At 48.0% G+C, this 22,280-nt stretch carries 20 protein-coding genes and 2 pseudogenes; 6 read left to right on the forward strand and 16 right to left on the reverse strand.

What is annotated here, in order from left to right; all coding sequences use genetic code 11:
* The first annotated feature begins 22 nt into the window (after window positions 1–22).
* From HU824_RS09175 to HU824_RS19735, 3 genes are all read left to right on the forward strand, one after another.
* Entirely contained in the window at window positions 23–1,558 is a 1,536-nt protein-coding gene (locus HU824_RS09175; RefSeq protein ID WP_176468676.1) for a sensor histidine kinase KdpD, read from the forward strand.
* A gap of 73 nt (window positions 1,559–1,631) precedes the next feature.
* Window positions 1,632–2,351: a response regulator transcription factor gene (locus HU824_RS09180; RefSeq protein WP_176468677.1), complete on the forward strand. Its 720-nt coding sequence runs from the start codon at window positions 1,632–1,634 to the stop codon at window positions 2,349–2,351.
* A gap of 150 nt (window positions 2,352–2,501) precedes the next feature.
* Window positions 2,502–3,173 carry a hypothetical protein gene (locus HU824_RS19735; protein WP_255260490.1) on the forward strand — a complete coding sequence of 224 codons (672 nt, stop codon included), beginning with the start codon at window positions 2,502–2,504 and terminating at the stop codon, window positions 3,171–3,173.
* 104 nt (window positions 3,174–3,277) lie between these two features.
* On the opposite strand, the gene HU824_RS09190 is transcribed toward HU824_RS19735, so the two are convergent.
* Together HU824_RS09190 and HU824_RS09195 are read right to left on the reverse strand one after the other, a co-directional pair.
* Window positions 3,278–5,014, reverse strand: a complete 1,737-nt coding sequence (locus HU824_RS09190; RefSeq protein ID WP_176468678.1) for a RagB/SusD family nutrient uptake outer membrane protein — start codon at window positions 5,012–5,014, stop codon at window positions 3,278–3,280.
* Window positions 5,015–5,036: 22 nt separating this feature from the next.
* Complete coding sequence (locus HU824_RS09195; RefSeq protein ID WP_176468679.1) at window positions 5,037–8,081, reverse strand: TonB-dependent receptor; 3,045 nt, start codon at window positions 8,079–8,081, stop codon at window positions 5,037–5,039.
* Window positions 8,082–8,284: 203 nt separating this feature from the next.
* Here HU824_RS09195 and HU824_RS19740 point away from each other — a divergent pair.
* The 3 genes and pseudogenes from HU824_RS19740 to HU824_RS09205 all read left to right on the forward strand — a co-directional run.
* Window positions 8,285–8,413 (forward strand): annotated as a pseudogene (locus HU824_RS19740) (DNA-binding response regulator); the annotation flags it as partial.
* 174 nt (window positions 8,414–8,587) lie between these two features.
* The gene (locus HU824_RS09200) at window positions 8,588–9,136 is read left to right on the forward strand and encodes an occludin (RefSeq protein WP_176468680.1); all 549 of its coding nucleotides are present in this window, start codon (window positions 8,588–8,590) and stop codon (window positions 9,134–9,136) included.
* A gap of 84 nt (window positions 9,137–9,220) precedes the next feature.
* On the forward strand, window positions 9,221–10,120 hold the full coding sequence (locus tag HU824_RS09205; protein WP_176468681.1) for an SDR family oxidoreductase: 900 nt from the start codon (window positions 9,221–9,223) through the stop codon (window positions 10,118–10,120).
* Between the two features lie 49 nt (window positions 10,121–10,169).
* On the opposite strand, the gene HU824_RS09210 is transcribed toward HU824_RS09205, so the two are convergent.
* From HU824_RS09210 to HU824_RS09275, 14 genes and pseudogenes are all read right to left on the reverse strand, one after another.
* The gene (locus tag HU824_RS09210; protein WP_176468682.1) at window positions 10,170–11,060 is read right to left on the reverse strand and encodes a F0F1 ATP synthase subunit gamma; all 891 of its coding nucleotides are present in this window, start codon (window positions 11,058–11,060) and stop codon (window positions 10,170–10,172) included.
* A 15-nt stretch (window positions 11,061–11,075) separates the two neighbouring features.
* Window positions 11,076–12,671, reverse strand: a complete 1,596-nt coding sequence (gene atpA / locus HU824_RS09215; RefSeq protein WP_136009999.1) for a F0F1 ATP synthase subunit alpha — start codon at window positions 12,669–12,671, stop codon at window positions 11,076–11,078.
* Between the two features lie 126 nt (window positions 12,672–12,797).
* On the reverse strand, window positions 12,798–13,358 hold the full coding sequence (locus HU824_RS09220; protein WP_136009975.1) for a F0F1 ATP synthase subunit delta: 561 nt from the start codon (window positions 13,356–13,358) through the stop codon (window positions 12,798–12,800).
* A gap of 11 nt (window positions 13,359–13,369) precedes the next feature.
* Window positions 13,370–13,876, reverse strand: a complete 507-nt coding sequence (atpF, locus tag HU824_RS09225; RefSeq protein WP_176468683.1) for a F0F1 ATP synthase subunit B — start codon at window positions 13,874–13,876, stop codon at window positions 13,370–13,372.
* Between the two features lie 88 nt (window positions 13,877–13,964).
* Window positions 13,965–14,222: an ATP synthase F0 subunit C gene (gene atpE / locus HU824_RS09230; protein WP_176468684.1), complete on the reverse strand. Its 258-nt coding sequence runs from the start codon at window positions 14,220–14,222 to the stop codon at window positions 13,965–13,967.
* Window positions 14,223–14,296: 74 nt separating this feature from the next.
* Window positions 14,297–15,367 carry a F0F1 ATP synthase subunit A gene (atpB, locus tag HU824_RS09235; RefSeq protein WP_176468699.1) on the reverse strand — a complete coding sequence of 357 codons (1,071 nt, stop codon included), beginning with the start codon at window positions 15,365–15,367 and terminating at the stop codon, window positions 14,297–14,299.
* Window positions 15,351–15,581: pseudogene (locus HU824_RS09240) on the reverse strand (hypothetical protein); the annotation flags it as partial. The gene atpB and the pseudogene HU824_RS09240, both read right to left, overlap by 17 nt.
* Window positions 15,582–15,641: 60 nt before the next feature.
* On the reverse strand, window positions 15,642–15,887 hold the full coding sequence (gene atpC, locus HU824_RS09245; RefSeq protein ID WP_176468685.1) for an ATP synthase F1 subunit epsilon: 246 nt from the start codon (window positions 15,885–15,887) through the stop codon (window positions 15,642–15,644).
* 121 nt (window positions 15,888–16,008) lie between these two features.
* Complete coding sequence (gene atpD / locus HU824_RS09250) at window positions 16,009–17,529, reverse strand: F0F1 ATP synthase subunit beta (protein WP_176468686.1); 1,521 nt, start codon at window positions 17,527–17,529, stop codon at window positions 16,009–16,011.
* A gap of 670 nt (window positions 17,530–18,199) precedes the next feature.
* A complete protein-coding gene (gene galE / locus HU824_RS09255; RefSeq protein ID WP_176468687.1) occupies window positions 18,200–19,234 on the reverse strand; it encodes a UDP-glucose 4-epimerase GalE in 1,035 nt (344 codons plus the stop codon).
* 134 nt (window positions 19,235–19,368) lie between these two features.
* Entirely contained in the window at window positions 19,369–19,947 is a 579-nt protein-coding gene (gene rsxA / locus HU824_RS09260; protein ID WP_136009982.1) for an electron transport complex subunit RsxA, read from the reverse strand.
* A gap of 75 nt (window positions 19,948–20,022) precedes the next feature.
* Window positions 20,023–20,607, reverse strand: a complete 585-nt coding sequence (gene rsxE / locus HU824_RS09265; protein ID WP_176468688.1) for an electron transport complex subunit RsxE — start codon at window positions 20,605–20,607, stop codon at window positions 20,023–20,025.
* Window positions 20,608–20,623: 16 nt separating this feature from the next.
* Window positions 20,624–21,289 (reverse strand): RnfABCDGE type electron transport complex subunit G, encoded by a 666-nt coding sequence (locus tag HU824_RS09270; protein ID WP_136009984.1) that lies wholly within the window; start codon window positions 21,287–21,289, stop codon window positions 20,624–20,626.
* Entirely contained in the window at window positions 21,286–22,278 is a 993-nt protein-coding gene (locus HU824_RS09275; RefSeq protein WP_176468689.1) for an RnfABCDGE type electron transport complex subunit D, read from the reverse strand. Before HU824_RS09275 ends, HU824_RS09270 begins: the two co-directional genes overlap by 4 nt.
* Between the last annotated feature and the right edge of the window lie 2 nt (window positions 22,279–22,280).

Genomic DNA, 22,280 nt, shown 5'->3' on the forward strand with positions numbered 1-22,280 from the left:
ATAAAAACAACCGGAAACAAACATGAAACTGCCATTCAAATATATTGCCATACTTGTCATCGTCTCCCTGGCCGGCATCTTCGCCTACCAAGCCTACTGGCTGACGGGACTCTACCATACCATGCACGACCAGATGGAGCGCGACATCACCGAAGCCATGCGCATGAGCGACTATAACGAGATGATGATACGCGTGGAAAAACTACGGAATGACAGCATCAAAGAAGGAACCGTGAGTGTATCGGCAGGTTATGACAACGACAAGTCCTACGTCAGCAGCTCCACAAGTATCACCACGGCCACCCCGAAGCAAGAGCCCGAGAAAGCGGACAGCCTCATTGTGGAAGTGACGGGAGACACCATATCCGAGTACGAACCTGCCGACCTGCAGCAATCCGCCATGAGAGTCCACGAAGGCATAGACGTCATCCTCGGCAAGCAGAACAACATGCAGAAACTGACGAACTACTTCCAACGCGGACTGCACTCCGGACTGGACGTCGTCCTCAACCCAGACCTCGCCATCTACGACAGCCTGCTCACCAGCCTGCTGCGCGAGCAGGGACTCGACATGCCCTACCGGCTGGAATACCTGTATGCGGGAGGCGGCAGCGGCAACGTCCTCCCCTACACCGACACCCTTTCCGTGAAGGGCACCGAGGGGTACACGCCCAGCGCCCAAGCCGTGCAGTACGACTATGCCTTCAACCTGCATGGCAGCCAGTTGTACCGGCTGACGATAGAACCCGTCACCGCGATTGTGCTACGGCAGATGTCGGGCATTCTCGCCACTTCCTTCATCATTCTCGTGATACTCTCCTTCTCCTTCTGGTTCCTTATCCGCACCATCTTGAAGCAAAAGACCCTGGAGGAAATGAAGAGCGACTTTACCAACAACATCACCCACGAACTGAAAACACCCATCGCCGTGGCCTATGCCGCCAACGATGCCCTGCTGAACTTCAACCAGGCCGAGGAAAAGACGCAACGCGACAAGTACCTGCGCATTTGCCAGGAGCAGCTTCAGCGGCTTAGCAGACTGGTGGAGCAGATTCTCTCCATGAGCATGGAGCGCCGCCGTACGTTTCGCCTCCATTCGGAGGAGCTCTCCCTGCAAGAAATCGTGGAACGCCTCGTAGAGCAACACAAGCTGAAAGCCGGGAAGCCCGTCCACACCTCCACCGACATCGAGCCCCAGGACCTCACCGTCCTTGCCGACCGTACGCACTTCAGCAACATCCTCAGCAATCTGCTGGACAATGCCATCAAATACTCTAACGGAGAAGCCGAAATAGACATCCGCTGCCGACGGATTGCTACCATGGAGCAAGGCGAGCAGACCGAAATATCTGTCAGCGACCGTGGCATAGGCATCGCACCGGAAAAGCTGAAGCATATCTTCGACAAGTTCTACCGCGTACCCACGGGTAATCTGCACGATGTGAAAGGCTATGGGCTGGGACTGTTCTATGTGAAGACCATGATAGAGAAGCATGGTGGCAGCGTATCGGTAAAGAGTGAGTTGGGAAAAGGAAGTACCTTTACGATAAGGATATGATAACATTATTTGTTAGGGCACTTTACATTACTTGTTAGGGCACTTTACATTACTTGTAACAAAAGCGACAATTATGGAAAAGATAACCGTACTTCTGGTTGAGGACGAACAAACCCTCGCCATGATTATCAAAGACACATTGGAAGGGCAGAACTTCATCATCCACACCGCAGCAGACGGTGAAGAAGGATTGCGCAAGTTCTTCGACCTCCGCCCCGACGTGCTGGTGGCAGACGTGATGATGCCCCGCATGGACGGCTTTGAAATGGTGCGCCGCATCCGGCAGACCGACAAACAGACCCCGGTACTGTTCCTCACCGCCCGCTCCGCCATCAACGATGTGGTGGAAGGGTTTGAACTAGGTGCCAACGACTATCTGAAGAAACCCTTCGGCATGCAGGAGCTGATGATTCGGATCAAGGCGCTGGCAGGTAAAGCCTTCTCCTTTACAGACGAGAAGCCCAAGGAAAGCACCAGCTTCGAGATAGGCGACTACCGACTCAACTCCATCACGCAGCGACTTACGTACGTGGGAGTCGCTGCCTCACCGCAGATGCAGACGGAAGTGGAACTCTCCCACCGCGAGTCCGAAATACTGAAACGCCTCTGCGAGAACCGCAACCAGGTGGTCAATACCCAGAACGTATTGCTCGACCTCTGGGGAGACGACAGCTTTTTCAACTCCCGCAGCCTGCATGTGTTCATCACCAAACTGCGGCATAAACTGGCCGGAGACGAGCGCATCCGTATCGTCAATGTGCGGGGAATAGGATATAAACTGATAGTAGACTAAACTAAAACTAAACTGCCGTCTTCGTCCCTGCCATTCGTATAAAGAAATAGAAGTAATACAAAGATATTTCCGGAAATAGAGGGAAACGAGTATCTTTGTTCAGTCCGCCCCTATGCGGTGGGCAGCAACTGAAATCGTGAACAAAGAACTATGAAACAAATCTTCTTCTGCATCATCACTTTACTTGCAGGCATGTCATCCGTCAGCGCACAGAGCGAGATGCCTGCCGATACGGTACGCTCTGCGTCCGTACGCGACGAGATGTCTCCCGAAGGCATGTCTCCGTCCGAAAAGGAGCTTCTGCCGGACGTGAAGAATTACGACGGCTTCCTGCTGGATATGGGGCTGATGAATCTGTCCGCCCCCACTCTTCCCAGATTCACTTTGGAGATACCGGATGCCAGCAAGGACTACAGCCGCATCTTCCGGTTGAACCCGAACGTGACTTATTCACAAGGCCTTTCGAACCTATTCTCACTCAGCAACTCCCGGTATTTCAGTTCGAACCCTTTCGGGCTGACGGGCTTCCGGGGCTCTGCCGACAACCTGCAAATGATTAGCATCAAAAATCACCAGACTAAAACAATCCGTACCCACTTCCGAAACAGGTACCTCGAAACGAAAGCTGTTTCCCTGCAACGTATCGACAGCAATACTACTCCTACGCCACCTTCCATCCTAAACAGATTCAAGCAGACACCCTACCTCACATTCTTTACCTTACCTTCAATAATAAAACTTCCTTGCGCCTGCACACAAATGCTTGCCAATAATAGAAACACAGCGTTTATTGCCGTATTACAATTCATAGTCCTCTACTGATCTTGATTAATGAAAAACAAAAAGTGGCTGCCCACAAAATGGGCAACCACTCGATTCAAGGTTAGAATTGTGAAATAATGTAATGCAAAACTGTTATATTCCTATTAGTTGAGTACCACTCCGCTATTGTCTGTCGGATTCTGGGTTAAAGTACCCGGATAAGCGTTGATAGCATCTTGCGGAATGTAATAAGTCACACGATAGTCAGTAGCCGAAACGTCTTCAAACTGTTTGTGCGGACCCGGGAAACGACGAGTCAAAGGCTTGCCGTTACGGAATACATCATAGCTACGTTCTGCCTGATATGCCAATTCCAATTGACGCTCTTTGTCGATTTTTTCGACAGCATCCTCTTTATCCAACGATGTATAGCCAGCTCCCGGAATAGAACGTTCACGAATTGTGTTCAGGTCAGTCAAAGCCTGGCTATATTGTCCCAATTTAGCGTACGCTTCCGCGCGGTTCAGGTAAATCTCGCCCAACCGGCTGATGATGGGAGAATGGAGATGTGAATCTTCACCCTCACGAGAACACTTGGTGATATAGAATTGCGGATATACACGGTTCAGAGAAATATAGTAGTCCAATACTCCTTGGTAGGTTGCTCCACCATAATTGATTTCGTAGATTTCCTCTTCTTCGTTGACAGGAGTCAGTGTATAAGAGTTCTTCTCTGCATCTTTGCAAGTCACTGTAGCCCCATTGCGTTCTGCATCGAATTGTGCGTAGTTCAATATAGGGTCGGAGCCTTTTTCTTGTTCTTTTTTGATGAAACGGAACACCAATTTATTCCCATCTTCATACGTCGGTTCGATGAAAGCAGCGCGTGCATCTACAATTCTATAATGGTCCGGACGCCAGTCGTTACGACCTGTCTCATTCAGCAAGTCGATGTATTTGGCACTGGCATACATTTCGCCCCATCCCATACCGCCAATGTTGGCATACATACCACCGATACCGTAGTAATGGTCATATCCCGAGAATTCGGAAGCCACACGTTTTACCACGAAGATAGATTCGTCGTTGTTTTCCGGCGTAAGGGTATTGTATTTCATGAATTGGTCACGATTCAACAGGCTATAATCACCGGAATTGATTACCTTGTCGGCATATTCCACAGCCAAGCGTGCATATTCTTGATTCGGGTTTTCATAAGTACCGCTCATGTACAGGTACACACGTGACAGCATGGCTTGTGCGGCACCTTTTGAAGCGTAAGCAGGACCTTTGTCTATAGTCAGCATTTCTTCGGCTTTCTTCAAGTCACTGATAACTTGTTCGTAAGTCTCCTTCACGGTAGCACGGTCTTCCATAAACAAGTCTGTCATGATGTTGTCAGGAGTACCGTTTACAATGGGCACACCCAAATTTTTTTCCGGTGCCTGATAGTATGGACGTCCATATGCACGTACAAAATAGAAGTAGAGCATACCGCGCACGTAATAGCATTCGCCCAGTTGGTTGTCGATTTCTTCACTTTGTCCTTCTTCAATCATGTTGATGATGTTCGAAGCCTGTGCGATACCTTTGTAACCATAGTCCCAAAAGTTCTGGAGACGATAGTTGTTGGGAGTACGAGAGTATGAGATGAATTCAAAGAAAGCATCCGTGGAACTACCACGAATCATCATGTTGTCTCCGGCGTATTCACCGCAACGGTGCATAGGGTCGGACCATGTCTTCAATTGTGCATATACTCCATTCATCAAGGCATCCAAGGATGCAGAAGGGTCGCTGGTGATTTGCTCAGCAGACATAGAACCATATGGCAGTCTTTCAATGTCGCAACTTGTCAATGCAGTTGCTGCAACAAGTGCGATGGCTAGTATCTTTTTCATTGTTTATTTTCCTTTTTTTAGATTAGAATGTAACATTTAGACCAAGCATGAATCTACGAACAGACGGATAAACCGCCGGACCGGCAGTTCCCATAACGGAACCATCGGATGCAGGAATCTCAGGGTCAACTCCGGAATAATCTGTAACGGTAAACAGGTTCTCGCCCGAGAGAGAAAGACGGAGGTTCTGTATACCGTATTTCTTCAAAACGAAGTTATAGCTCAGAGTCAGTGAGCGTAACTTCAGATAATCGCTATCTTCCAAATAACGTGAAGATGCGGAATTACCCTTGTCGGAATTGTTGTATTTGGCCACAGGGTGTGTAGCAATGTCACCCGGTTTTTCCCAACGGCTCCAGCCCTTTTGCAATTTCATTTGGTTACGGTCGGTATAAGTACCGTCCGAGTCATATTCCTGACGTGAGTAGTTGTAGATTTGTCCACCGAGAGAATAGCCGAATACAGCACTCAGGTCGAAGTTCTTCCATGATAAAGAAGTAGAGAATCCACCGAATACTTTCGGATTGGCTGTACCCAGTTTGTAATAGTCTGCTTCCGAATAATTGGATGTCGTTACTTTATTACCGTTCTCATCGTCCATGTACCACATCGGGGCACCGTTTTCAGGATTTACACCTGCCCATTCTTTTCCATAATAAGTGTCGATAGGTTCACCCACCTCCAGACGTCTGTTGATGGTACCGGCAATGGAACTACCATCGCTAATGATAACGGGAACTATGGCATAACTGCCGTCAGCTTGCTTCTGTGCATAGAGGTCTTTCAACTCGTTTTTGTTGGTAGCGACGTTGAACTCTACGTTCCAGTTCCAGTCTTTGTTGTGGATAATGTCGCCACCTACGGAAAGTTCAAAACCGGTATTACGCATCTTACCGATATTCTTGTAGATGGATGTTACACCAGTCAAACCAGTAACGGGCACATTGTAGAGAATGTTATCGGTGTTCTTCAGATAGTAATCAAAAGTCATGTGCAGACGATTGTCAAAGAACGCACCATCCACACCAATACCGGTGGTGAAAGTTTTCTCCCAAGTCAGGTCTTTGTTCCCGATGACAGAAATCAAAGCTCCTGCCTGTTCGTTATAGCTGGAAGAAACGGAATAAAGGTCGTACTGCGGATAAAGTGAACTAGGACGGTTACCTACAGAACCGTAGGATGCACGGAGTTTCAGATTGTCCACCCAATCTGCGTTGAACCAGTCTTCACGGTTAATAATCCAACCGGCACTGACAGAGAACAAATTACCATACTTGGCATTGTCTCCCAAATTGGAAGCACCATCACGACGAAACATCACTTCTCCCAAATATTTATTGTCATAAGTGTATTTCCAGTTGGTAAAATAAGATTGTACAGCCCATTCAGTGCGTGCACCTCCAATAGATTCAGGAATGGCAGTAACGTCCATCACCTGGAAACCGGGAATAAACCCTGTACCGTTTCCTGCAAAGGTCTTGGCCGTGTAGTCCTTAAACTCGTAGGATACGTGACCGTTGATAGAGTGCTTACCGAACATTTTGCTCACCATCAAGTTCTGGTTGGTATAGCGGCGCACCACTTCACTGCGATATTCATACAAACGTCCATCCACACCGGAACCGCCATTTGAGCGCGGGTCTGTATAGCTATGTAAAGAATAAGAAAGGTAGCGGTAATTGTTTACAGAGGTGAATGTCAACCAGTCTGTAAGACGAATGTCGAAGTCAAAGTTACCCATGAACTCATAGTTGGTAGATTCTCCATAGTTGCCATAGCTTAAGTCCAGCAAATAGTTGGTATTCTGCGCATTTACCCATCCACTATAACGATGAGGCACCAATTCTCCATTTTTGTCATACGGACTATCCCAAGGGAACATGGAATACATGGCGGTAACAGAATATTGCTGGTCGTAAATGTCACGGCGAGAACCACTCAATGACGGTTTTACTGTTAACCAGTTGAACGGCTTATAGGTGGTACGTGTACGGAAGCTGTATCGCTTATAGTCATATCCCTTTACAGCTCCTTCTTCATCGTAGTAGCCAACAGATAAGTAAGACTGGAGTTTGTCTGAACCTCCAGAGATTGAGACGTGATAATCTTGCGTGAAACCGGTCTTGGTAGCCAAATCCCACCAGTTAAAATTACTGTTGCGCAGTTCAGGATTCCAGCGGGTAAACGCAATTTCGTTAACATTCTGGAAAGAAGCGTAATAATCGTACAACTCGGCACCGTTCATCACTTCCAGATTACCGTTGTTCACAGTACTTATACCCATCTTGACGGATGCACTTACATTCAATTTGCCTTCACGCCCTTTCTTGGTAGTGACTACAATCACACCGTTGGCACCTTCCGAACCATAAATAGCAGTCGAAGCGGCATCTTTCAAAACGGTCATACTTTCAATGTCAGCAGGGTTCAAATCACCGGCACTACTACCTACGATAACACCGTCGATAACCCACAAAGGCTGTGTACCACCGCTCAACGAAGCTTGTCCGCGAATCACTACGGCACCATTAGAACCTGGTTGTCCAGAACCCGGAGCCACATATACGCCCGGCACCTTGCCGTTCAGCATATTTTCCACAGAAGGAGTGGTGATGTCCTTCAGTTTGTCACTCTTCACAGTGCTCATGGCTCCCGTCAAACTCTCCTTGCGTTGGGTAGTATAACCCACAACGACTACCTCGTCCAATGTTTCGGTGTCCTCTGCCAACTTGATAATTTGCGTTCCAGAGGTCGCAGCCACCTCGATAGTCTTATATCCAATATAAGATACGACCAACGTGGCGCCTACCGGTGCATTCAATTCATATTCTCCATCCAGATTCGTAATGGTACCATTAGTTGTACCTTTCACCAATACATTGGCACCAATAATGGTTTCCCCATTATTGTCCAAAACCTTACCTTTGATTTTCGTGGTTTGTTGTGTAATTGCAGGCAGCAAATTTACCGCATCTGCCAGAGTAGCAGACACTGGTATGGAAAATATTCCCAAGGCACCTGCAAGCAAGACATACTTGCCAGTCAGAGTTAATCTTTCAACTTTCATAAGTATTACTTTGGGTTAATAAATATGTATAAATTTGATTATCAACAAATAAAACACACTTGTCCGTTCTTTCTAAAGCAGAGAGACCTACCATTTGTTAATAATCAGCGCAAAATTATACAAATATTTAATAATCACAATACCCCTATTAAAAAAATATATAAAAAACATAGAATAATATCGTAATATCTAAAGTTGCTTTGGATACCATCTTCAACACCCGTAGCCAGCACGTGTTCATCAAAAAACTGAGGCGCAAGCTGGCTGGAAACGAGTACATCTGTATTGCTAATATGAGGGGAATAGACTACAAACTGATCATCAACGGCTGAAACTCTCTTTAATAAAGCTTTCTCATTTATAATTGAATTTTGTAGTAACTTTATTCTTTAGAAAGATTAAAGTCTCATATATTCCAACTACCTTTGTATTTGAAACCCAATGAATCAATTATAAAACGGCAAAGATTATAATAATATAGAATAATAATTATGTACCAAAATGGAATGATAAAACGGATGCTGCTTTGCGTCCTTGTCTTATTTACAGGCACTTTGTCCGTCCATGCACAAGAAGAAGTGGCGACCGACACGATAAGCGGCCTACCGGCAACCGTAAAAAATTACGACGGCTTCCTGCTGGATATGGGACTGATGAATCTGTCCGCCCCCACTCTTCCTAAATTTACTTTGGAGATACCGGATGCCAGCAAGGACTACAGCCGCATCTTCCGGTTGAACCCGAACATGACTTATTCACAAGGCCTTTCGAACATATTCTCACTCAGCAACTCCCGGTATTTCAGTTCGAACCCCTTCGGACTGACGGGCTTCTGGGGCTATACTGACAACCTGCAGATGGGAAGTTTCACTTTGAAGAACGGCATGCGCATCCATACCTACGGCGAATATGACAAAGACGGATGGCGAGTGCCCAACCCTTCCGCACTGCCTTGGGAAAAGAACAATTTCAAAGGGGCGTTCGAGCTGAAATCGGCCAACGGAGCCTTTGGCATACGCATCGAAGTGCAGCAGGGAAGGAACTATCCATATTGAAAGGGGCCGAAGTGACAATGTGACTCTGGCAGCCCCAGCATGCTTCTTTTGTCTGTCTTCAATCACGCATTTATAAACGTAATTATGAAAAGGAAAATACTGGTGATAGGCGCCAACGGTTTTACCGGCAGACGCATCCTGGACGATTTGTCCCGCAATCAGGCTTATCAGGCAACGGGCTGTTCCCTGCACGATGACATCTGTCCTCATTCGGGCGACTATCGCTTTATCCGTACGGACATATGCAACCGATCCGCAGTGGAAAAGCTTTTACAGGAAGTACGGCCGGATGTCGTAATCAATACCTCCGCCCTTTCCGTCCCCGATTATTGCGAAACACACCATGCAGAAGCGGATGCCGTCAACATTACTGCCGTGGAGCATCTGGCAGAATGCTGTGAGGCGGGAGGCAGCCGTTTTATCCATCTTTCCACCGATTTCGTTTTCGGTGGTGATATGGACCGACCCTATACGGAGGAGGATATTCCCGCTCCTGTCAATTATTACGGCTACACCAAACTGGAAGGTGAGAAACGCATCGCTGCCGTTTGCGGGAATTATGCCATCGTCCGTGTAGTGGTGGTGTACGGTGCTGCCCTGCCCGGACAGCATGGCAATGTGCTCCAACTGGTGGCAAACAGATTAAGGAGCAATGAGGAAGTGTTCGTCGTGGCCGACCAATGGCGTACGCCCACCTTCGTGGGAGACGTGTCGCAAGGAGTGGAGAAACTGATAAACCACCCGCAAAACGGCATCTACCACCTCTGTGGCAGCGAGTGCCTGACCATTGCAGACATCGCTTATCGGGTAGCGGACGTATTGGGGCTGAATCGCTCGCTCATCCGTCCCGTCACCACAAAGGAGATGAATGAAAAGACGCCACGTCCCCGTTTCAGCGGGCTGAGTATAGAAAAGGCACGCCGGGAACTGGAGTATCGGCCACACACGCTGGAGGAAGGAATAAAGCTGATGTTCGGATGGTGAATAATGCAGGTTCGGATGGCAGCAGATTCCCTTTACGGAGCAATCCGGGCTATCTCAAGCTACCGCCGATAATATCGAGCAGCTCATTCGTAATGGCCTGCTGACGACTCTTGTTATACTGCTTCGTCAAATCCTGAATCAGCTCGTTGGCGTTGTCCGTCGCCGTCTGCATGGCAAGCATGCGGGCAGCATGTTCCGAAGTGCTGGAATCAAGAAGTACGGTAAATATCTTCTGGCTCAACACCTTGGGCAGGAGTTCCGCTATCAGCTCACCGACGGAAGGCTCCACGATATAGTCATTATTAAAACTGCGGGCATCTTCCGGCATACCCTCCTCCGCCTCCTGCACCACTTGTGTCAGGTCAATGGGAAGATAATTCTCACGGAACAACACCTGCGAACCCATCGACTTGAAGTGATGGTAAATCAGTTCCACATGGTCAATCCGCTTTTCCACAAACTCCCGCATCAGCTTCTCTGCCAGTCCGTACGCTTCGACATACGAAGGCTTGTCCGCCATCACCTGAAAGCTGCCTTGCGACACATATCCCATCTTCCTGACGGCTTCCTCCACCTTTCTCCCAACGGGATATATCAGAATATTCTCCTTGCCCAGCGACTGGTAGTCTTCCAAAGTCCGTTCCAGCATCTTCGCCACGTTCGAGTTGAATGCACCACACAAGGAACTGTTGGACGAAAACGCCACGACCGCTACCCTCGTCACGGGCCTTTTCTCGGTATAGGGCGACTGGAAGGAAGCATCCGTACGCAGAAAGTTCGTCAGAATCTCATTCAGCTTCCGTTGATAAGGCAGCATATTCTCAATCCGCCCCTGCACCTTGTGCAGCTTGGCAGATGCCACCATCTTCATAGCCGATGTTATCTGGCGTGTACTCTTGACGGAGCTGATTCTATTTTTTACCTCTTTCAGTGAAGCCATATATTTATTTACGATTTAGTTATTTACGATTGAGAATTGCCTTGCAACCGCCTCTGCCGTCTCCTCAATCTTCTTGCAGACATCATCGTTGATGACACCCGTCTTTAAAACGTCGAGCACCTCCATGCGATAGTTCATCTCAAGAAACTCAAGGAAGTTGCGTTCAAATTCGCCGACCTTGTCCAAAGGAACATCCCTCAGCAAGCCGTGCGTGCCGCAATAAAGAATGGCAATCTGCTTTTCCACCGGCATGGGGCTGTATTGGGGCTGTACCAGCAGGCGTGTATTCTTCTGTCCTTTGTCGATGGTCAATGCCGTCACGGGATCCATATCGCCACTGAACTTGGCAAATGCTTCCAGCTCACGGTATTGTGCCTGGTCAATCTTCAATGTACCTGCCACCTTCTTCATAGCCTTGACTTGGGCATTGCCACCCACACGGCTCACGGAGATGCCCACGTCGATGGCGGGACGGTTGCCCTGATTGAAAAGGTTCGTATCAAGGAATATCTGCCCGTCGGTAATTGAAATCACATTCGTCGGGATATAGGCGGATACGTCTCCTGCCTGAGTTTCGATGACGGGCAATGCAGTCAGCGAACCGCCACCCTTCACCTTGCCTTTCAGACTGTCCGGCAGGTCGTTCATCTCCCGTGCCACTTCCTCCTGACTGATGATTTTTGCCGCACGTTCCAGCAAACGGGAGTGCAGATAGAAGATGTCGCCCGGATATGCCTCACGTCCCGACGGACGGCGCAGAATCAGAGACACTTCGCGATAGGCCACTGCCTGCTTGGACAAGTCGTCGTAGACCACCAGTGCATGACGACCGGTATCACGGAAATACTCTCCGATGGCTGCTCCTGCAAACGGGGCATAGTACTGCAATGCGGCCGGGTCGCCCGCCGTGGCAGCCACCACGATGGTATAGTCCATCGCACCGTACCGGTGCAGGGTGTTCACAATAGAAGCTACGGTAGAACCTTTCTGGCCAATGGCCACATAAATGCAATACACCGGATCACCTGCTTCAAAATTGGCACGCTGGTTGATGATGGCATCAATGGCAATGGCCGTCTTACCGGTCTGGCGGTCACCGATAATCAGCTCACGCTGTCCGCGGCCAATAGGTATCATGGCATCCACAGCCTTCAGACCGGTCTGCAGCGGCTGGTTCACCGGCTGACGGAAGATAACTCCCGGTGCCTTACGTTCCAGCGGCATTTCATAAAGTTCTCCGCCTATCAGCCCTTTGCCGTCAAGCGGTGCGCCCAAGGGGTCTATTACACGCCCCAGCATACCCTCTCCCACCATGATGGAAGCAATACGCTTGGTACGCTTCACAATGAAGCCTTCCTTGATTTTATCCGTAGGGCCAAGCAACACAGCACCCACATTATCTTCTTCAAGGTTCATCACAATGGCCTTGATGCCGTTGTCGAATTCCAACAACTCGTTGGCTTCGGCATTGCGCAGCCCATAGATACGGGCCACACCGTCACTGACTTGCAGTACCGTGCCAATTTCGTCCAGCTGCACGCGGGTATCAATCCCTTCCAGTTGCTTGCGGAGAATATCGGAGACTTCGCTTACTTTTATATTTTCAGACAACATCTTAGTATTTATTATTTTACGATTTACTATTTTGAAAGAATCCGGACCACATACTGTTTGACCTCTGCAACTTACGCATCGTAAGACCATTAGATAGCAAATTGCAAATTGTCAAATCGTAAGTCACACGATTCTTCTATTCTTATCAATGAACTGCTGTTTCACTTTCTTAAGCTGCGTAGCAATACTGGCATCCAGACGGAAGTCGTTGATGTCGAAGATAAAACCACCTTCAATGGAGGAATCCACTTCGGTCTGCAACTCCATGCTGGCATGCAGCAGAGCGGAGGCACTGTCATGGATACGTTCCCGCACTTCCCGGCTGACGGGAACGGCTGTTATCAGCCTTCCTACACCGATATGCTTGTCTTTCCGGTACAAATCCAGAAAGCTCAAGCAGATGTACTGGAGAAGGTTTTCCCGCCGGTTCTTCAACACCAGGGCCATGAAACGTGCAAACTCACGGCTGGCAGGAGCATCCCCCACAGCAGCGGTACAGATAAGTGCGAACTTCTCACGTATCGTCAGGATGGGGTTTTCCAATGCCATGCGCAAATCCGGATGTTTCCTGAAGCTGCGGTCGAGCATACAAAATTCCTTGTACAGCGTATCTTCTGTCCCCATGCTCTTGGCATATTCCATCAATGCTTTCGCATAACGCATCGAAACGATTCCTATATCCATTTCTTTGAGAATTAATTGTTTTTACTTGCGGCCAGCACTTCATCCAGCATCCGGTCTATCATCTTCATCTGCTCATGTTTATCGTCCAGATTCTTGCGGATAATCTTCTCGGCTATATCCACGGACAAGACTGCCACCTGGCGGCGAATATCGCGGATGGCCTCTTCCTTCTCTTGCCGTATCTGCTTTCTAACTTCGTCCAGCTCCTTCTGCGCGGCGGCTTCCGCCTGCTTGCGTGCTTCGACGATAATCTTGTCACGCTCATGCATCGCCTCCCGCAGAATGCGTCCTTGTTCTTTGTTGGCAGAAGCAATCAGCGCTTCACTCTCCTCTTTCAGTTTGGAGAGCCGGGCATTCGCTTCGCGTGCCACTTCCAAAGACTGGTCGATGTAGGTCTTGCGACCTTCCACCATCTTGGTGATAACGGGAAAACCGTACTTGGCAAGCACCGCAAACACCACACCGAAGGAAAGGAGCATCCAAAAAAGCAGACCACTATCGGGTAATAACAATGACATAATCTTATTCAGTATTTTACAATTTTACAATTTGAATGCGCAGTGATGCCGCACGACAAATTAAACTTTGCAAATGGTAGATTGTACATCATAAAAAGAATACCAATAAACACACAACTACTGCCAACAAAGCAACACCTTCAATCAAGGCAGCGGCAATAATCATGTTCATACGGATATCTCCGGATGCTTCCGGCTGGCGGGCAATGGCCTCCATGGCAGAACCGCCGATTTTACCGATACCTACACCAGCACCAACAACAGCCAGACCGGCGCCAATGGCCGCACCCAGTTTACTAACTCCCATACCTGCCGCAGCAGCTTGCAATAATACAGATAGTAACATAACTTTTAGTTTTTAAATGATTATTTTTATTCATATTCTATATTCCCACACAATTTTATCCTTCTATCACCTCATCACTTTACCGCCTCCTCCTTATGCTCTTCCTGCGCCAGACCGATGAATACAGCCGACAGCATGGTGAACACGTATGCCTGGATAAAGGCAACCAGCAGTTCAAGCGCATTCATAAAGATATTGAACAACACCGAAGCTACGGTCAGCGTTCCGTTCAAAGCAGGTCCCATACTGGCCGAGATGAATATCAGGCAGGTAAGCACCAGCATTGCCATGTGTCCTGCCAGCATATTGGCAAAAAGACGTATCATCAAAGCAAACGGCTTGGTGAAAATGCCGAAGAACTCGATAAACGGCATCATGGGGACCGGCACCTTCAGCCACCAAGGTACGTCCGGCCAGAAGATATCTCTCCAATAGGTTTTAGTTCCAAAGATATTCACGGCCAAGAAAGTACAGATGGCCAGTACCATCGTAACGGCTATATTTCCCGTCACGTTGACCCCTCCGGGAAAGAAAGGAATCAGCCCCATGATGTTGTTGATGAAGATAAAGAAGAAGGCCGTCAGCAAGTAAGGCGCAAATTTACGGTACTTCGGACCGACACAACTCTTTATAATATCATCGTTCACCATCATGATGAACATCTCCATAAACCCAATGAAACCACCGGGAGCGGCACTTCCCTGCGGGTGCTTACGATACCAGTGCGCCACACTCAAAATGATGACAAGCAGCAATGCACTGTTGATGAGCAAAGCCAGAGTTACCTTCGTGATGGAGATGTCCAACGGGCGCGTTTCGTTTCCGGCGGCATCATGCTCCACCAGTTTGCCTTCGTACTTGCTTCCTGCGGGAGCGATGGAAAAGCCTTCATAACTTCCGCCATTTTCCTCCAGACGTGAGGATAAGAAGGCATGCCATCCGGTAGCCGGGCTATGTACGATTACCGGCAACGGAATCGTAACGTGAGTCTCACCCCACGTCGTGATGTGCCATTCGTAAGAATCGCCGATATGCCCGAAGACAATCTCCTTCACGTCCACCGTGTTCCCGGCCCGCACCGTGGCAGGCAGCAGCATGCCCAGTGCCAGCAGAACAACAGTCAGTATGTCACGCAATCTTTTCATCATTACTTTTCTTTTTCAGTTTCCTGCCCGCTTCAAAAGTGAAGAAGAACCAGGAATCATAAATCAAATATATCGAAACCAGCATTCTCATCACACGTATCAGCAAATAAATCTGCAACATCCGTCCCGGCATCCGCCGGCGGCAGCTTTCGGACATATTAATCATCAATGCACCGAAAACAAAGAAGAAAAACGGAATCAGCGGATAACTCCCGATAACTCCCCTTTAACTCTCCCGGACTTGCGAAACTTGAGTTAATAATCAAATCAGGGGTTATTCTATACAAACGGAAACGTTGTTGCCGTTCATTTCAATAAAACCACCGTTAATCTCCCTGCTATGCTCTTCGCCGTCCTTTGTCACGTAAGACAGCGTGCCGGCCCTCAAGGCCGATATAATAGGCGCATGCCGGGGCAGAATGGTAAACGAACCAATCTCACCGGGCAGTGTCACGTAGTCCACCTCTCCATCAAAGAGTTCCTCTTCCGGTGATACTATATTTAGCTGTAATCCTTTCATCAGATATTATTTACGATTTAGTTGTTTTACTATTTACGATTGGAATTCTTTTGTTTGTATCCGATTTGCCATTCACAACGCAGAGTAACCCGAATCGTGAATCGTCCAATCGTAAACCCATTTATTTCTTTGCCTGCTCCAGCAGTTTCTTACCTTTCTCAATGGCTTCTTCAATGGTTCCCACATTCAGGAAAGCCGGTTCGGGCAGGTAATCCACCTCTCCGTCAAGAATCATCTTGAAGCCCTTGATGGTGTCCTCGATGGAAACCATTGTGCCGGGAACACCCGTAAACTGCTCGGCAACGGCAAACGGCTGCGAAAGAAAACGCTGCACGCGACGCGCACGGTTCACCAGCGTACGGTCGGCATCCGACAATTCCTCCATGCCAAGGATAGAGATAATATCCTGCAATTCCTTGTTGCGCTGCAGTATCTGCTTCACACGTTGTGCCACTTCATAGTGCTCCACACCCACGATGTGTGGGTCAAGAATGCGTGAAGTGGATTCCAACGGGTCTACAGCAGGGTAAATGCCCAGCTCGGTAATCTTACGGCTCAATACCGTGGTGGCATCGAGGTGCGTAAAAGTGGTGGCGGGTGCCGGGTCTGTCAAGTCATCGGCAGGCACATATACAGCCTGCACGGAAGTAATGGAGCCGTTTCTTGTAGAGGTGATACGCTCCTGCATGGCGCCCATTTCCGTAGCCAGTGTAGGCTGATAGCCCACAGCAGAAGGCATACGCCCCAACAATGCTGAAACCTCGGAACCGGCTTGGGTGAAACGGAAGATATTGTCGATGAAGAACAGAATGTCACGCGGACCGTCTGTCTCCGCTCCCATGTCGCGGAAGGACTCGGCCACCGTCAACCCGGACAATGCCACTGACTGACGCGCACCGGGAGGCTCGTTCATCTGGCCGAAAATCAGGGATACTTGCGACTTTGCCACTTCGTCATAGTCTACCTTCGATAAATCCCAGTGACCTTCTTCCATTCCTTTCTTGAACTCCTCTCCGTAGCGGATAACACCGGACTCAATCATTTCCCTCAGCAGGTCGTTGCCTTCACGTGTACGTTCTCCTACACCGGCAAACACAGAAAAACCATGCTGCTTCTTCGCAATATTGTTGATGAGTTCCTGGATAAGCACGGTCTTGCCTACACCGGCACCGCCGAAGAGACCGATTTTACCACCCTTGCTGTATGGTTCCAGCAGGTCGATAACCTTGATTCCCGTATAAAGAACTTCTTGTACGGTAGTCAAATCTTCAAATTTAGGGGGGTCGCGGTGGATGGGATAGGCACCGGTACGGTCCAATTCTTTCATGCCGTCAATAGAGTCGCCCACTACGTTCATCAGGCGACCTTTGATTTGTGTGCCTATCGGCATGGTGATAGGTCCTCCCAACGGATACACTTTCATTCCTCTCTGCAGGCCGTCCGTACTGTCCATGGCAACAGTCCGCACCGTGTTTTCACCAATGTGCTGCTGCACCTCTACAATCAGTCTTCTGCCGTTCGACCTTTTTATTTCCAGTGCGTCGTGAATACTCGGTAACATCATTTCTGCCTCCGTACCTTCGAAATAAACGTCTACTACAGGTCCGATTACCTGCGAGACATGTCCGACAATCTGTGACATAAGCAATCTTTTTTATTCTATATCTTCTTAATTATTTTTCCCAATGCCAAGTTGTAAGTCGCGTATATCCTCATAAATAAGTCAGCCAAGTCGCGTCTTTCATCAGCTCTGCATGTACTCATACCTATTAACGTTTGTCTGCTATGGTTTGTTCATCCCAATAGTTACATAAACAACTACACAAATGTACAGACAAATTGTGCGTAATTGTTATCGGATATAGCATTTTTTGAACAAAAAGTGCCATTTGGACGATTAATGTTACAATTAGAACAATTCATTACAGATATTATAACTTCGATTAACAATTAGTTTATAAACTATCCATAGAATCCCACCTAACTCATCCTACTCGCTTTTGACAGGCAAATCTTCCTATTTTCCTTACTTGACAGCGTTATAACAGAACAGCCGTAGCTACCCGCTTTTCCCTGCATTCAAAAAAAATAAGCCTTGTCTCTCGACAAGGCTTATTCACAACACAAACACAAAATAAAACACGACAAAACTACTATGCAATCTTACCTGTCTATGCCGGGGAGGCATACGTACTAGTTACGGATATTCACATATACATAAATAGCTTCAGGTTGATTTACACATTATAAACAAATGCGGGGAGGCATTTGTTTATTGCCTATTTATTAAAAAACACAAATTTCAAAGTTTGTCATTGAATACCTCTTTCACGAAGCTTCAACTGCCATTTCCATGCAGAAAGTAAAGTATCTTCAATACTTGTTTCTGCCTTCCAACCCAGTTCATTGTTTGCCAATTCCGGGTTGGCCCATACCTTCACAATATCACCGGCACGCCGGCCAACTATCTGATAGTTCAGTTTTACACCGGTAGCCTTCTCGAAGGCATCAATCAGTTCCAATACGGAAAGTCCACGACCTGTACCGACATTGAATACTTCCACTTTCTCTTTCTGCTTGTTCTCCAAGATACGGCAAATAGCCACTACGTGTGCTTTGGCCAAATCTACTACATTGATGAAGTCGCGGATACAAGAACCGTCGGGAGTGTCATAATCGTCACCAAACACGCTCAGTTTCTCACGGATGCCGATAGCGGTCTGGGTAAGATAAGGAATCAGGTTTTGCGGTACACCGTTAGGCAACTCTCCCAGCAATGCTGTGGGGTGTGCACCTATCGGGTTGAAGTAACGCAACAGGATGGCGTTTATCGGCGCACCGGAAGCAACCGTATCACGAACAATCTCTTCATTAATCTGCTTCGTGTTTCCATACGGAGACTCGGCTTTCTTGATAGGTGCCTTTTCCGTTACCGGAAGTTCGTCCGGCTGACCGTAAACCGTGCAGGAAGAAGAGAATACGATACCTTCCACTCCGTGTTTCGGCATCAATTCCAGCAGGTTAATCAGTGAAACCAGATTATTACGATAGTAAAGCAACGGTTTCTGGACAGACTCACCTACAGCCTTACTGGCCGCAAAGTGAATGATGGCTTTAATGCCTTTATATTTAGCAAACACAGCGTCAAGACCGGCATAATCCAAGCAATCCAATTTCTCGAATGCAGGACGGATGCCCGATACCTTCTCTATGTTATCTACAACATCTGCGCTGGAGTTTGACAAATTATCAATAATAACGACTTCATAACCTGCGTTTTGAAGTTCCACCACCGTGTGAGAACCAATATAACCGGTTCCACCCGTAACTAAGATTTTCTCTTTCATATTAAATATAGATAATTTAGCTTTTAGGTTATCAATACGCCACAAATGTAAGGAAATAAATTAATAAAAACAGAAAAAGGGGGATAAATTTTAGTTTATCCCCCTCTTTCACTTTATTTCCGTTTTTTCTTCTTTTAAATCTTCACAACCCCCGAAAAGCCCATGAACGCCATTGCCAGCAGTCCGGCGGTAATCAAAGCAATCGGAGTGCCCTGCATACCTTTCGGTACACTAACCAGGCTCATCTGCTCGCGCAAGCCTGCAAACAGTGTCAGCGCCAAGCCGAAACCAAGTGCCGTGGAGAACGCATAAACCACTCCCGTCAGCAAATCGTAGTCTTTCTGGATAACAAGGATAGCCACACCGAGAATACAGCAGTTGGTAGTAATCAGCGGCAGGAATACGCCCAAGGCCTGATACAGAGAAGGAGAAACTTTCTTCAGGACAATCTCTACCATCTGCACCAAAGCGGCAATCACCAGGATAAAGGTAATGGTCTGCAAATAGCCCAGACTAAAAGTGTCGAGCACATACTTCTGAATAAGGAATGTCACGATAGTGGCTATGGTAAGCACGAATGCCACCGCTGCCGACATGCCCAATGCAGTCTCCACTTTCTTGGAAACCCCCAGAAACGGACAGATTCCCAAAAATTGCGACAATACGATGTTGTTTACAAAGATTGCCGAGATAAATATCAATATATATTCCATTTCTTTAATTTATTAATTGAAAATTGAAAATTGACAATTGACAATTATCCATCATCAACCATCCATTATCCATTGTCAAGCCTTCTTCATACTGTTGATTAAAGCGATGAGGTAGCCCAATGCGATGAATGCGCCCGGAGCAAGGACAAATACCAGCATGCCGTATTCTTCGGGAAGAATACTCAGGTTGAATATCTTGCCGGTTCCCAGAAACTCACGCACGGCGCCCAGCAATGTCAGCGCAAGGGTAAAGCCCAATCCCATACCCAGACCGTCGAACAGGGAAGCCACCGGATTGTTCTTGGCGGCAAATGCCTCGGCACGTCCCAGTACGATGCAGTTTACCACAATCAGCGGAATAAACAGCCCCAACGTGGCATACAATGCAGGAACGTATGCCTGCATCACCATCTGCAACAGAGTTACGAACGATGCGATAACCACAATGAAGGAAGGGATGCGCACCATGTCGGGAATCAGATTCTTGATGGCTGAAATCACGACATTGGAACATATCAGTACAAACATCGTGGCCAGTCCCATACCCATACCGTTAATGGCAGAGGAAGTGGTGCCCAGTGTAGGACACATACCCAGCAGGAGTACAAACGTAGGATTCTCTTTGATAATCCCGTTCATCATAACTTTAAAATTATTCATATCTTCTACTCCTTTCTTATTTAGCGCCGAGTGTATCCGCAGCTTCGGGAGCTGCGGAATCAGCAGGTTGTTCAACATTCTTGGAGGTAGCACCGGTAGTGCCGTCGGCAGTTTCCTGACCGGCGTATGCTGCATATGCCGCATTCACCGCACTCAAGAAAGCACGCGAAGTGATGGTAGATGCTGTAATGGCATCTACTTTACCACCGTCCTTGCTCACTGTCAGTGCCGCCTCACCCGGATTCATGCCGGTGATGTCACCTCTATTTCCTTTCTTAAACCAGTCGGCAGCTTTGGAGCCCAAACCCGGAGTTTCCGCATGCGACAACAACGAGTAGTCGATAATTTTGCCTTCGGCATCGAAACCGACCAATACCTTCAGCTCGCCGCCGAATCCCATCGCTGTGGCTTCTACCGCAGCACCTATATATTCGCCGCCCTTGGTGGCAGGATATACGGCATACTGCACTCCGTTTACCTCCTGCATCTTCTTTTCGGCAATAGGGTCATTGTCAAAACCCGGAACTACCGCACTTACGGCATCGCTCAAAGTCTTTGCATTGGCCTGCTCGATGGGCTCCTTTGTCAGTTCGTTTACATAAGCTAGCAGCGCCACGGAGATTGCGGTAACGCCCGTAAGTACCAGCAACATGTTCTTCAAGGATGATTCTAACTTTTTCATTTCTTCTTCGCTACCTCCCCAAAGCGTTTAGGTTTAACATAGGTGTTGATGAGCGGAGTGAACGCATTCATAATCAGAATGGCGAACGACATACCTTCAGGATATGCGCCGAACAGACGGATTACGACAGTCAGCAGACCGATACAAACACCATAAATCAACATTCCTTTGTGGCTCATCGGAGAAGTCACATAGTCCGTAGCCATGAAGACAGCACCCAGCATCAGACCACCGGAGAGCAACTGCACCACCGGAGACACGTAAAGTTCCGGATTGACCAGATACATGATGCCGGAGAACACGAATACCGTCGCCAGAATAGATATGGGGATATGCCAGGTAATGATTTTCTTCCATAACATATAGAACAGTCCCAACAGCAGAGCCAACGCGCTCACTTCACCGAGACACCCTCCATTGTTTCCTATCAACAAGTCGAAAGCTCCCGGAAGGTCGCTCAATGATATGCCCGGAGCGCCGTTGATGACGCCTTTCATGACAGCCAGCGGCGTAGCGGCCGTCACGGCATCCGTATAGGCTGCAAACTGGCCCACGGCCGGCCATGTCGTCATCTGCACGGGGAAGGAAAGCAGCAGGAACACACGTCCTGCCAGTGCGGGGTTAAAAGGATTGCAACCCAAACCTCCGAAAGACATCTTACCTACACCGATGGCAAACAAGGCGCCGAGGATGATGATCCAGACGGGCAGGTTGGAAGGCAGGTTGAAGGCCAGCAACACACCGGTAATGATGGCAGAACCGTCGGTAACGGTCGTGGTCTCTTTTTTCAAAAGGAATTTGCCGATGGCCCATTCAAAGAACAGGCAGGCTGCTACGGAAGTAGCCGTAACAATCAGCGCACCCAGTCCGAAAAAGTAAAGCGAAATGAGGAATGCCGGAATCAATGCGATAAGCACACCGTACATATTCTTCTTCACGCTGTCACCGCCATGAACGTGGGGCGAAAGGGATACGATTAATTTATTCATAC

Origin of the sequence: Bacteroides sp. L10-4 (assembly GCF_013373675.1) — a bacterium.
In the GTDB taxonomy this organism is placed as follows: Bacteria; Bacteroidota; Bacteroidia; order Bacteroidales; family Bacteroidaceae; genus Bacteroides; species Bacteroides muris.